Origin of the sequence: Pristimantibacillus sp. PTI5 (genome assembly GCF_048572955.1) — a bacterium.
Classification (GTDB): Bacteria; Bacillota; Bacilli; order Paenibacillales; family Paenibacillaceae; genus Pristimantibacillus.
This window is the reverse complement of record NZ_CP183886.1, coordinates 5,396,608-5,409,277: the sequence shown is the minus strand read 5'-3', so window position 1 is coordinate 5,409,277 and position 12,670 is coordinate 5,396,608. Positions and strand designations below refer to the sequence as shown.

11 protein-coding genes and 1 pseudogene are annotated in these 12,670 nt (G+C 44.5%); 1 reads left to right on the top strand and 11 read right to left on the bottom strand.

Features of this window, described 5'->3' with window-relative positions; all coding sequences use genetic code 11:
* The first annotated feature begins 117 nt into the window (after positions 1-117).
* The gene (locus ACN6MW_RS24050) at positions 118-1,647 is read left to right on the top strand and encodes a glycosyl hydrolase family 28 protein (RefSeq protein ID WP_419872399.1); all 1,530 of its coding nucleotides are present in this window, start codon (positions 118-120) and stop codon (positions 1,645-1,647) included.
* A gap of 228 nt (positions 1,648-1,875) precedes the next feature.
* Here ACN6MW_RS24050 and ACN6MW_RS24045 read toward each other — a convergent pair whose 3' ends face one another.
* From ACN6MW_RS24045 to ACN6MW_RS23995, 11 genes and pseudogenes are all read right to left on the bottom strand, one after another.
* Positions 1,876-2,109: an alpha-L-rhamnosidase C-terminal domain-containing protein gene (locus tag ACN6MW_RS24045; RefSeq protein ID WP_419872398.1), complete on the bottom strand. Its 234-nt coding sequence runs from the start codon at positions 2,107-2,109 to the stop codon at positions 1,876-1,878.
* Positions 2,042-2,233, bottom strand: a complete 192-nt coding sequence (locus tag ACN6MW_RS24040; protein WP_419872397.1) for an alpha-L-rhamnosidase N-terminal domain-containing protein — start codon at positions 2,231-2,233, stop codon at positions 2,042-2,044. Before ACN6MW_RS24040 ends, ACN6MW_RS24045 begins: the two co-directional genes overlap by 68 nt.
* 118 nt (positions 2,234-2,351) lie before the next feature.
* Positions 2,352-3,221, bottom strand: a complete 870-nt coding sequence (locus tag ACN6MW_RS24035) for a carbohydrate ABC transporter permease (protein ID WP_419872396.1) — start codon at positions 3,219-3,221, stop codon at positions 2,352-2,354.
* Positions 3,221-4,180 (bottom strand): ABC transporter permease, encoded by a 960-nt coding sequence (locus tag ACN6MW_RS24030; protein WP_419872395.1) that lies wholly within the window; start codon positions 4,178-4,180, stop codon positions 3,221-3,223. Before ACN6MW_RS24030 ends, ACN6MW_RS24035 begins: the two co-directional genes overlap by 1 nt.
* A 255-nt stretch (positions 4,181-4,435) precedes the next feature.
* Complete coding sequence (locus ACN6MW_RS24025) at positions 4,436-5,956, bottom strand: extracellular solute-binding protein (protein WP_419872394.1); 1,521 nt, start codon at positions 5,954-5,956, stop codon at positions 4,436-4,438.
* A 79-nt stretch (positions 5,957-6,035) separates the two neighbouring features.
* A complete protein-coding gene (locus ACN6MW_RS24020; RefSeq protein WP_419872393.1) occupies positions 6,036-7,865 on the bottom strand; it encodes a cache domain-containing sensor histidine kinase in 1,830 nt (609 codons plus the stop codon).
* A gap of 1 nt (position 7,866) precedes the next feature.
* The gene (locus ACN6MW_RS24015; RefSeq protein WP_419872392.1) at positions 7,867-8,880 is read right to left on the bottom strand and encodes a response regulator transcription factor; all 1,014 of its coding nucleotides are present in this window, start codon (positions 8,878-8,880) and stop codon (positions 7,867-7,869) included.
* Positions 8,881-9,255: 375 nt separating this feature from the next.
* Positions 9,256-9,498: a ferredoxin gene (locus ACN6MW_RS24010; RefSeq protein ID WP_419872391.1), complete on the bottom strand. Its 243-nt coding sequence runs from the start codon at positions 9,496-9,498 to the stop codon at positions 9,256-9,258.
* A gap of 33 nt (positions 9,499-9,531) precedes the next feature.
* A pseudogene (locus tag ACN6MW_RS24005) lies at positions 9,532-9,774 on the bottom strand (ferredoxin--NADP(+) reductase); the annotation flags it as partial.
* A gap of 63 nt (positions 9,775-9,837) precedes the next feature.
* Entirely contained in the window at positions 9,838-11,070 is a 1,233-nt protein-coding gene (locus ACN6MW_RS24000) for a cytochrome P450 (RefSeq protein ID WP_419872390.1), read from the bottom strand.
* Between the two features lie 19 nt (positions 11,071-11,089).
* Positions 11,090-12,313: a cytochrome P450 family protein gene (locus ACN6MW_RS23995; protein WP_419872389.1), complete on the bottom strand. Its 1,224-nt coding sequence runs from the start codon at positions 12,311-12,313 to the stop codon at positions 11,090-11,092.
* Positions 12,314-12,670 lie beyond the last annotated feature (357 nt).

The window sequence follows — 12,670 nt, the reverse complement described above, 5'->3', positions numbered from 1 at the left end:
GCGTTCGGCCTCAGAAGATAAGATAACATTTCGTAAGATTGTACAATTTGGGGAGCTAAGCGAGGCTTTATACTAAAGATAATAAAGAATTTAGAAACGGGAAGGAATGAGCGCACAATGTACACTGAACAAAAATCGACAATTACGACCTTTACTCTCATCACCCCGCCTGCGTCCCAAACGGCAAATAGCATAGCGCTTCTGTGGGATAAGCCCGTCCGCGCCAGCGTTGAGCGTTACGAGGTATATGTGAACCGTGCTCTTGTCGCCACTACAGAAAACACAGACTACACCCTCCTGGGCCTTGCAGCCACGCAGGAATATGAGATTTATGTGCGTGCATGTGTAGCGACAGGTGAGCCGCTGCAAAGCAATACCCTAAATGTGGAAACACGACCCCAATCTCAGGTGTTTGATATCGCTTCCTATGGCGCGGTAGGCGACGGCGCGACGTTGAACACACAGGCGATCCAATCTGCCATCGATGCTTGCAGCCCAGGCGGCCACGTATATATCCCCGAAGGCGTTTTCCTTTCTGGTGCTATTTTCCTTAAAAGCGATATAACGTTGTTCCTCGACGAAGGCGCAGTGCTGCTTGGCAGCCCGGATACAAAAGACTACCCCCTCATAGACACCCGATGGGAGGGACTGGAAAAAACCTGCTACACTAGCCTTATCAACACACCGGATACGGCGGGCGGTCGCTTGCGCAACATCACCATTGCAGGTCCGGGAAAAATCGACGCAAACGGCAGTAAACTTCGCAAGAAGGAGCTATCGGAAGCTGCAGGCAAGCCGGGATCTGCATTAAGTATCCGAAATACCGATAATGTGTACCTGCAAGGCATCACGGTTCGCCAATCTCCCTTCTGGTGCGTGCACATTGTGTACTGCAACGGCGTAAGCGTGAACGGCGTGGGCATTCACACCAAGTATGACGAAGAAGGCAATCTGTATGAGGGCATTGTGAACGGCGACGGGCTGGATCCCGATTCCTGCAGCGACGTTTATATCTTCAACTGCCACATCGCCAGCCAGGATGACTGCATCGCCATCAAGTCGGGCCGAAATGCCGAGGGCCGCGCGGTAGGCATCCCGACGGAGAATGTGCGTATTAGCAACTGCCGTTTTACTAGCGGATTCGGCGTGGCAATGGGCAGCGAGATGTCCGGAGGCGTGCGTAACGTGTTGGTGGAAGACTGCGTGTTCCATGATGCCTTCAGTGTGGCGAGCGTCAAAGCCATCCGCGGACGCGGCAGCGTGATTGAGAATATCACTTACCGGGACTGCACGTTCACCAACCAAAACCTTGAACTTCAAGATACCCAGTGGTTCCGCGGTGCATTGTATGTAGACCAATTCTATGGCGATTTGGCTTTTGACCCGCACCAAGCCCTGCCAGCGGATGAGGGAACCCCCGTCATTCGGAATATTTTGTTCCAAAATATCACGCTGGACACAGTCGCCGGAAACGCCATCTATCTCACCGGCCTGCTCGAAAGCCCGCTGGAGAATATCCGGCTAGAGAACATAACCGCCGTAGGGAAGCATGGTTTTATCGCGAACAACGTCCGAGGCCTTGTGCTGGATAATGTCTCTGTGGAAGCACGCGATGGACAGGCTATGCGCTTTATCAATGTGAAATAACAGCAAAATAAACTCTATATTCCTGTAACTCACCCCTTATAGCAGACAATGGATGAACACACTATGTGTTAAACCATTGAAATCTATAAGGGGGCTTTTCTTTACAAAAGTAATACGTATATTACTCTTCATTGAATAAGAAGCTGCCGCTTTAGTCTTAGACTAAAGCGGCAGCTTCTTCCCTTTTGCATTAAGCATTTAACATATAACTGCCTGACGCAATCTTTTTCACGCCATACATCTGCCCATTCTCCCGTAACACTTCATATTCACATGGAGCTCCGTTCTCCAATACACGTCCAGCAGACGAGAAATCGGAAGTTTGACCACTGCTGTCGTATTAGGCGGAATGCTTACATGCAGCTGCTTTAACCCATCCGCACCATGTGAGAAATCAACGTGTATCAAGCCTCTTACGGAATGATGGCTTCCGCGCACATGTCTCCCCCCACTCCGAATCATCAAACCCATTATCATGCCAGCCGTTCGGATATATGCGAGCATCGAAGTTTTCCAAGCCATAAACATTGGCAAGCTTCGTTGCGCTTTCCCTCACCTTCCAACCGTCGTGGTCCGTTCTAATCATCTCTTTCGAACCATCCTCATACTCAATATGCCATGATGCTGCCCTAATGCATTGTCAGAAAAAAAAGCTGCCGGGTTAGTCTCAGACTAGTCGGACAGCTTCATTGATCAATTAAATATCAGCCCTTCACCGATCCGATTAACATCCCTTTGTTGAAATGTTTTTGAAGAAACGGATAGATGATGAGTAGTGGCAATGCCGTAATCAAGATCGCTGCCATACGCGCCGCAGGGGTATACGTATATACCGTTTCGGCGAGTTGACCGATTCTCTCGTCGTTCAGGATGAGCATTTGCCTTAAGAATACTTGCAGCGGCCATTTTGAATCGTCATTCAAATACATGATTGCCGAGAAGTAGGTATTCCAATTTCCAACCATGTAGAACAAAGTAAAGGTAGCAATTGCGGGCTTCGCCAATGGGAGGATGATGGTTGCAAACATCTTCCACTCCCCACATCCGTCTATCCGTGCCGACTCCTTTAGTTCATACGGCAGTGATCCAAAGAAGCTGCGCATGACAATCACGTTAAATGGAGCGATGGCTGCCGGCAGCCACAGCGCCCAATACGTATCAACAAGCTGAAGACCATCTACGACCAGGTAAGTCGGAATGAGTCCACCCGAGAAAAGCATCGTAAACAAGATCATAAAATTAATAACCGATCGCCCTTTAATACCAGGCTCCGACAAACCATAGGCCATCAAAGAGGTTATCGTAATATTTATGAAAGTTCCGACAACGGTAATCAATATCGAGCTTTTTAATGCTTGAATGAAACCGGGATTATTCAATAAATAGTGATAAGCCTCGAGCGTCCAGGAACTTGGAATAAGAAAGAAGCTTCTCGTGTAGTAATCCCGAGCCGGAGCAAACGAAGTCATGATGACATAGATCAACGGAAGCAAAATGGAGGCGGTGAAAACAATCAGAAACGCATGTACGATATACGTATATAGACGATCGCCCTTAGAATGAAGCTTACTCATTAGTAGACACCCTCCTCACCGAACCGCTTGGCGATCGTATTAGCGGTCACCACCATCGCGAGCCCTACGAAGGATTTAAAAAATCCAATCGCGGTTGCGTAACTGAAATCGCCTTGCACGAGACCTTGACGGTAAACGTACGTATCGAAAACGTCCGTTACGCCAAGATTCAGCGGGTTTTGCAACAGGAAAATATGCTCGAAGCCGACTTCGATAAAGCTGCCTAGCCGTAAAATAAACATAATCAAGATGACGTTTTTCAGCGATGGGAGCGTAATACTCCAAATTTGACGCAATCTGCTGGCTCCGTCCACCTTGGCTGCCTCGTAAAGCGCCGGATCGATCCCAGCGATCGCCGCCAAATAAATAATCGCTCCCCAACCGGCTCCTTGCCAAATATTATGGAATAACCAAACAAAACGAAAATATTTCGGATCTGTCATTAATTCAATGCGGCCGAATCCCATAGCATCCAGCAGCACATTCACGCCGCCATCCTGAGCACGGAAGAACAACATCGTGATCCCTACAATAACTACCCATGACAAAAAATGCGGGGCGTACAATATCGTTTGCATCGTACTTTTAAAATACTTGTTACTTACCTCATTTAGTAAAATCGCAATCAGGATCGGAAATGGAAAAGCAATTACCGTATCCAAAACATTCAAAATCAATGTGTTTTTCAACAAAAGCATAAAATCATTCTCCGTGAATAGACGAACGTAATGGTCTAAACCAATCCATTCGCTCTCCCAGACGCCACGGAACGGCGAATAATCTTTGAATGCGATGAATAGACCGAACATCGGGCCGTAGCGAAAAATCAGGAAATACAGCAAACCGAGTGAAATCATCGTATAAAAAGGAAATGCGCGTTTAAAGTACTTCGCCTTTGCTTTCTTCGAAGGAATCAAATTGGCGCCTGCTGCTTGCGGTTGTGTCATTTGTTGTTGCATCTGTCTTGCTTCTCTCCTCTCCCGTACTTGTTACATTCTCATTACTAAAATTATTATATAACCTTGATTAGTCCTTAAAATTGTACAATCTCACGAAATGTTATCCTTTCTTTTAATTGAATTCTCACAGAAACGATGGAGTAAATAACCGACAAGATAAACAGCCCCGCGTCAGTAAAGAACCTGACACAGGGCTGTTTGCAAAATCTTAATTTGGAAGTTGCGGACTGCGTAAACCGAAACTCGGGTTAGTCGTTATCTCGTTGCTGCTTCGTTTATTTCCTTCATGATTTGCTCACCGCCGCCCGCAAGATAATCGGCGGAAGCTTGTTCGATGAATTCGATCGGTTGGGCTCCTACAATGATCTTGTAGATAGCCTCTTGAAACTTTGCGTTCAAATCCGCACCTTTTGTCTTGTACGTCTCAGAATAGAATTCAAGGCCCATGGCTGCATTCGGCCACGGATATTCCTCGACGAGTGCCGTATACGTTTCATGTCGGTCAGTTTCTGCTTTATCCGTCCAGAGGTAAAGGTTAAAATCGGTACCGGGGTGTTTAAAGAGGCTGCTGTTCAAGAAACGCGGCATCTCCGGCTCCCACAGGTCGGTTACTTCATACTTGCCTTCGGCGTTCTTGTTATAATGAACGCCTTCAATGCCGTTCTTCATAATCTGCGTACCTTCCTCGGTGACCCACCAATCCAGGATTTGAAGAATCCGTTCGACCTTCGCATCGCTTGCTTTCGCATTGATAACCTGTTTATTCATGCCGAACGCCATGTTAGTGTTGCCGCGAAGCCCCGTAGGTCCTACAGGCGGAGCCATGGGAACGATAACCGGCTTCGTGTCCGGGAACGTCTTCTTTATTTCCGTGTTGATATTAATGTAGTTGTTGTGATAGGTGAACAGACCTAGCTTGTTCGCTTTCACTAAATCTTCAATTTCATTCGATTTGCGAAGCACAAAGTCTTGATCCAGTACGCCTTCGTCGTAAGCCTTCTTCATGAAGGCAAGATAAGCTTTATACTCCTCTACTTGCGCCTGGTGCGGGATCAACTTTCCATCTTTCTCGATCCATTCGTTCGCGAGGCCGAACGCATTCCGGAGCGCTAAGTTGTTGCCCGCAAAACCGATCGTATCGCCCTTAATTCCGTTTTGATCCGGATCTTGCTTTGCGAACGCTTTTGCGATTTCGTAAAATTTATCGACTGTGAACTCTTCGGCCGAAGGAAGCTCTAAACCGACGTTATCCAACCAGTCTTGCCGAATCTGCACCGTATCGCGCACAGTCCAGGAAATTTCCGGAAGCCCGTACAACTCCCCCTCTGGATTCAACACCGTCATAGCTTCGCTTGTCGGGTACGCCGAATTCAGGTTCGGATACTTCGGCAATAAATCCGTTAACTCTACAAAGGCACCTTCGGATTGCCATTCGATGTAGGTGGCGGCGTCGACCCGATAAAAGTCCGGCAGCGTACCCGATGCTGCCATGACCTTCAGCTTTTCGTTGTATTCAGGCCCGTTAATAAACTGCAGCTTGAGATCGATATTAAACTTGTCGTTCAAATACTTAATGGTCGGGTGATTCTCCGCCCATTTCGGTCCGCTCCAATATTGAGCGGCAATATTGATTTCAAGTTTCTCCTTGTTGTTTGCATCCGGCTCTGCTGTAGACCCTGCGTTCGTCTTATTCTCGCCTTGGTTTGCGGTCGAACATCCGATGACCAAGCTGAGAGCCAAGAACGATACTGTAACCGCCTTCAAAATTTTCTTCAAATCAACACTCCCTTTTGTGTTTCATTCTCATCACAATCCTAATTATAGAGCCTTGATTATCCCAAAAAATTGTACAATCTCACGAAATGTTATCCTTTCTTTTGAACGGAATTCTTACCGAAACAACCGTTCCTTTCCCTGGAAAGGAATGAATCTCTATGCCGTACGATTTACCATAAAAAAGCACCAAACGATTGTGGACATTTATAAGTCCCAACGAATCATAAGCCTTCATGCCATGATTCGGTTGATGCGTGATGGAAGAAAGTCGCTCTTTCAGGTTTTGTAGGATGTCTGGCTTGATTCCCATACCGTTGTCACCAATTTCTATAATCAGGTCAGACGCTTCCGGATATGCGCTGACGATCACGGCAGCCTTCCCATTTTTGGGCTCAACCGCATATTTAATTGCATTCTCGACGATCGGCTGTAAAGAGAGTTTGATGATGCTTGCATTCAGATATTTGTCATCAACATAAACCTTACTTTCGAAATGCTTTGTATACCGAACGTGGATAATCTCCAGATATTTTTTCAGATGTTCCAATTCCTCCGTAAGACTGATTTCCGACTGTTCCAGTTTGGCTGTGAACCTGTACAACGATCCGAGGTTTTCCGCCATTCGCTCTATTCTTGGTACTCCTTCCAGAAAAGCGATACTTTTGATGATATCCAACGTGTTGTATAGAAGGTGAGGGTTTATTTGATTTTGCAAAGCCTGAATCGTCGCTTCTTTCTGCAGTAGTTTCATTTGAACTTCCTTAAGCTCCATACTGTACACCGTATTTACAAGTTGATTCAGCCTTTCTGCCATTCGGTTAAAGCTTAAACTAAGCATCTGGATTTCGTCGCGTTCTGGCGTCACGGGTGCCCGTACGGATAAATCGCCAGTCTGCAGCTGTTCCATCGCTTTCTTCAAATGAACCATCGACCGGGTGATTCGGTTTGCCATAATCGGCACAGAAATGATGATAAGCAGGATCAATAAAGCCATAACGATGACGGCCGAATTCTGAGCGATTTGCAAACCTGTCGCCATCTCTTTAAGCGGTACCAATGCAATGGTCTTCCATCCTGTCACTTCAGAAACACTGTAGGAAACAAGATATTTTTCACCGTTCCACTCTTGGAGAGAATTCGGCTCATCCAGCGAGAGCCATGAGAGTCCAGTTTCCTCGATTGGAGATGCCAACCATTCCGTATTAGGGTGATGCACGATTTTTCCATCCGATGAAACCATAAAGATGTAACCGGTTTTGCCGATTCGCATGTTCCCAATCATGTTCTTGATTTCAGTTAATCTCATTTGCAATACCAGTCTGCCTGATATTTTTGTATCGGCCACATCAAAAATAGGAATCGCTGCTGCAAGCACCGGAAAAGATAACTGCTCACCGTAGTATGTTGGAATGATTTCCAGTTGCGGACTCATTGGCAGCGAAAACCAGGGTTGATTTGATAATTGGATGTCGCTGGAAGCACCGTATGTTGGCAGGACTCTCCGGTCCAGCGACATAAGATAAATGTTATCGATCTCCGGATAATTAAACGAAATGTACTTCCTTAAAATTTCTTTAATCATGGACCGTTTCTCCAGGCTCATCGAATCATCTCTCAGCCAATCCTGAATCAAACTAGAATCCCCTTGTTCCAGAAACACGCTTGAGTACATGAGTACACCTGCATTCATGGCATAGGTTGATTTTGCAATCTGTTGAAAGTATATTTCTATCTGATGGTTGAGGCTTTCCGTCGTGGTTTCTGCGACATTATAAAAATCCTTTTGTATCGTACGGCTGTAATAGAAGCTTGAGAGAAAATTCATGGATAAAACAGAAACCAATGCTATGCTTATAAAACTTACAATAATTTTTTGCCTTAAGGTCAGACGATAGAGCAGCTGCTTCATGCTATATCCCCCAACTTTTCCGATATTCATTCGGCGACATACCCGTCATATTTTTGAAAACACGAATAAAATAAGGTTGGCTCGAAAAACCAACTTGTTCGGCAATAATGTAAATTTTATCGTCTGAGTTACGAAGCAGCTCCTTCGCTTTTTCAACGCGTACTTGGTTAATATAGGAAATCAATGATTCTCCCGTATACCTTTTAAACAAGGATCCGAAATGTGAGATGCTTAAATTCGAATATTCTGCCATTTGGGTTAACGTTATATCATCTCTATAATGGTTTTGAATAAAACTACACGCCGATTTAATACTTTGTCTAAGTTCTTTCTTATTGCGTTCTGGATGAAGAAACCAAGACTCCGTTAAATTGCCCAAGTGTCTGCGAATTTCTTGATCGGAAACCTCACTAAAGTTAGACTTTACGGTATGCTCAGCGTTGATGCTGGTTAACAAGGTGCTGATCTTTGACTCTATAATTCGAAGCAAGCTTAGGTAAGCACCATAATTCGCATGCTTTAAGTTTCTGATATCATCTACAAGTTTAAGCAGGTTTTTCATGCCCAATGTGGAATCAATGTCATTAATCGTATCGAAATAAGTTTGAATTTTGATCAAATGATGATTCATTTTTTCGATTTCGGTCAGTTTCCCCATCACTTCAAGTAAAGCTTCACGCATTTCCTCTTTATTCACTGGCTTTAGGAGATACTTATTTACACCGTAACTTATTGCTCTTTGCGCGTACTGAAAGTTTTCATACCCACTGATAATAATTACTGCCATCGGTATTTTATGTTCATTAATTTTTTGAACAAGCTCCAATCCGTCCATCTCTGGCATCATAATATCTGTAATTAAAACGGTCGGCCACAATTGCTGAAGCATATGCCAGGCTTCTACGCCGTTCGTGGCGTCGCCAACAACTTTTATGTCATGTCCAATGCTCTCCACCATTTCAATAATAGCCGCCCTAATCCATGGCTCGTCTTCCGCAACTAAAACCTTAAGCATGAGAACCCTCCGCATTGTTTTTCAAATAATAATAGACTAATCATTTAATTTTGGAAAGAAACACGATTAATTCTCGACATCCTGATTCGTTTAAGTATTTCCTCTTGGTTTTGAAAATAATTTAGGCACATAGTCCGTGGGCTGGCCAGCCACAGAACACCCCAAGTTGAGCCGGAATCCGAGCTTTTCCAATGTCCGTCCATATTGGAGCCCGTATAGAGAACGCAATCTAGATAATTAATCATACATAAATGAAAAAGATGCGTCGGTTTATCGACGCATCTTTGTTTTTTCTTATTTTAATCTTCGAATGGTAACCAATCAGGAGAATTTTATAAGCTTAAACTTGTAAAATGTCCGTTTAGATACGCCTGTTTAGCTGATCGAGAATGGTTGATCCGCAACTATGATCGAATCGGTCGGACATCCATCCTGTGCATCAAGCAAATCATCAATGAGTTCGTCATTTTCTATTGCAGTTACACCACGATTTCCGTCTCCACCGTAGAACACTTCAGCAAGCCCATCCCCGTCATAATCGAAAATGTCTGGAGCTGCAGCGCCGCAAGCACCACATGCTATGCATGTATCTTTATCCACCCATGTGTATTTGGCCATGCTCAATCTTCCTTTTCTTAATAATAGTTGCCGCTAAGATAACTGTGGAATTTTGATGTGACTACTATGCCCCGGGGACAGTTTAGCTTCCGGGTCGATATAGGTCATGGCGTTGTTAACAGCCGTCGGTGCCTCTCCGAATCCTACCGCAATCAACTTCACCTTCCCTGGATATTTCACAATATCACCGGCTGCAAAAAAAACAGAAATATTCGTTTGCATCCGGCTGTTGACTACGACAGCGTTCTGTTCAAGGGCTAGTCCCCATTCCCCTATTCGTTGTCTCAAGTGATCTTCATTTCAGCGCTTCATAATTAATGATAATGATGGTGAATCCGTTTAAAGAAAGATTTTCAATGGTAGACGAACTAATGATTGACCTGGGGCAGATGCTGCTAAATTGTCCTCCAAGACAAAAGACTCCACAGGTTCAATACGAGAAAATTTTTGCAGGAATACAGTTAAAGCGATATTCAACTCTAATCTCGCAAGCGGTCCCCCCAGACAAAAATGCGGCCCATTTCCGAAGGTTAAATGTTTATGATTGTTTTCGCGATGAATATTTAGCTCGAAGGGGTTTTCAAACACCCGGTCATCCATATTGGCTGCACTCATCCAAGAAATGACAACCTCTCCTTTTTTGAGCTCATGCCCCAAAACATTGTTGTCCTGCTTAACGGTGCGGTGCCTTTTGGAGATATGAAAGCGGAATCGCAGCATCTCCTCGACTGCTTTTGGTACGAGCCCTAAGTTATTTCTTAATTGTTCATATAGGGTTGGATCGTCATACAAGAAAGAATAAAACTTACTGGACAACATGTGACTGGTTGTTTCTACACCTGCGCCTAACAAAAGCATGGTTGTTCGAACGATCTCGTCATCTGTAAATCTTTGACCATCTATATCTACTTTTAATAAATCAGAAATAATATCATCCGAAGGATCTAACCGTTTCAGTACAACAATTGGATACAGGTACTGATAATATTCTTTTGCTGCCGTCTGCTTCCTAATTTCCATCTCCTGTTCATTTTCTTGATTTAAAGGCTGGAACAAAATATCGACCCAGTTTTTAAATAGATGGCTATCTTTTGTGGGGACGCCAAACAATTCAGCCATGACCATAGAAGGGAAGGGGCCTGTAAAAACCTGTACTAGATCGACAGTAGTGTCACCCTTCATGTTATCTACAAGCCTGTGTGCGATTTTCTCGATTCGAGGCTCCCATATTTTCAAGCTGCGCGGGGTAAAAGCAGCTGACACGAGTGAGCGATTCTTTTGATGCTCGGGAGGATCCATGTTGGAAAAATTTATCCTGTCCGGGGCTGCACCCTCTTTGTTCTTGGCGCCAACAGCGATCGTTGTCCTCGAGCCTTCACTTGAAAATAGTTGGTGATTGCTTAACACCTGCTTGACATCCTCATATCGGAAAATATTCCAGGTATCCGTTTCTTTGTGATAATAAACAGGGGTATCGGATAGCATCTTTTGGTACCAGTGTAGTGGGAAAAATTCTTCAGACCGCGTTTGAAAGTTTGTAATATCTTGAAGTGAGATCACTTGTTTGTACATTTGTTTGTTCCTCTCCTCCCTAAAACACAAGTGGAATTTCTTTTAAGCCGCGAATAATGATGCCATGACGCCAATCCAATAACTCTCGATTAGTTTGCAATCTTAATGCAGGCATTCGCCGAAGCAATGTACTAATGGCAATTTCCCCTTCTAATCTTGCCAAAGGAGCGCCCATGCAGAAATGAATCCCCTTGCCGAAAGCGAGATGGTCATTCACTTTCCTTGTAATGTCGAAAGTAGTGGGATCAGTAAAATGACTGCCGTCGCGATTTGCCGACGATAGAGCGACAAACACCATCTCTCCTTTTCGGATCTGCTTGCCTTGAAGCTCTACGTCTTCCGTCGCCCATCTCACGTTATTAACCTCAACGGGCCCGTCATAGCGCAATATCTCTTCGATCGCCGAATGGATCAGCCCAGGCTCGTTTTTCAGTTTCTCCAGCTGCTCTGGATGCTCCAATAATGACAGCACACCATTGCCGATTAAATTTACGGTTGTTTCATGACCAGCGATGATCAGAACAAATATCATTGCATACAGTTCATGCTCGCTAAGCATGTCCCCGTCTTCCTCGACACGGATAAGATCGCTGATTAAATCCTGCTTTAGATCGCTTCGTCTTTTAGCAATTAACTGCTGTAAATAATCGATAAATGCGATCAATGCTTGCTCGCTGCGTTCGGCGAGCATCGGATTATTAAACCCTTCCATGATGGCGCCCGACCAATCACTGAACTTATCCTGATCCTCGACCGGAACACCCAGCATTTCGCATATGACCTTGATAGGCAATGGGAAAGCAAAATCCTGGATCAGATTCATTTCTCCCTTTGCTTGTACTTGGTCAAGAAGATCATTGGTCAGCTCCACGATCTGTCCCCTAAGTTCCTCTACCATTCTCGGGGTGAAGGCCTTCTGAACCAAACGCCTAAGCCTGCGGTGATCAGAAGCATTCACGTTGCTTAGATTTCGGGAAATAATCTCTACATGGGACGGAAGTTTCCGTTGTTCTACGCCTTCCTCAACCGGATGGCTAGTCACAAATCGCGAATCATTTAATACAGCCGCGACATCCTCATAAGTCGTAACAATCCATGCATAATGACCGCTAGGCAAAAGAAAACGGGATACCGGTTCTTTCTCGCGTACTTCAGCATAGATGGGATGAGGATTTCGAATAAACGCTTCGTTCAGAAAATCGATTTTCGACTGGATGGGTTCCTTCTGCTGATTTGTAGTCATCTGCAGCCTCCTATGGCAATTAGAATATAATGACAATCCCATTTTATACTACTCGTAAATTTCATAACAATGATTCATTGGTAGTGAGTAAATAAACCCATTAAATATAGCATTTCTAATTATACTAATAGTTCATTTTAACGAATAACACACAAAAAAAACGACCTCGCATTCACGATTCCGTCTTGTTCAACTCCTTATTTTCGTTCCAGCTAATCCAAAAACCACCTGAACGATTCAACTTCGTTAATCTATAATATGTTCAGGCCTGTCCAGCATTGTTCGGAGCAACACTCCGATATACCGTAATACTTTTGGCATAAGATCTAACCATTTCGCCATAAAATGACACGAAGC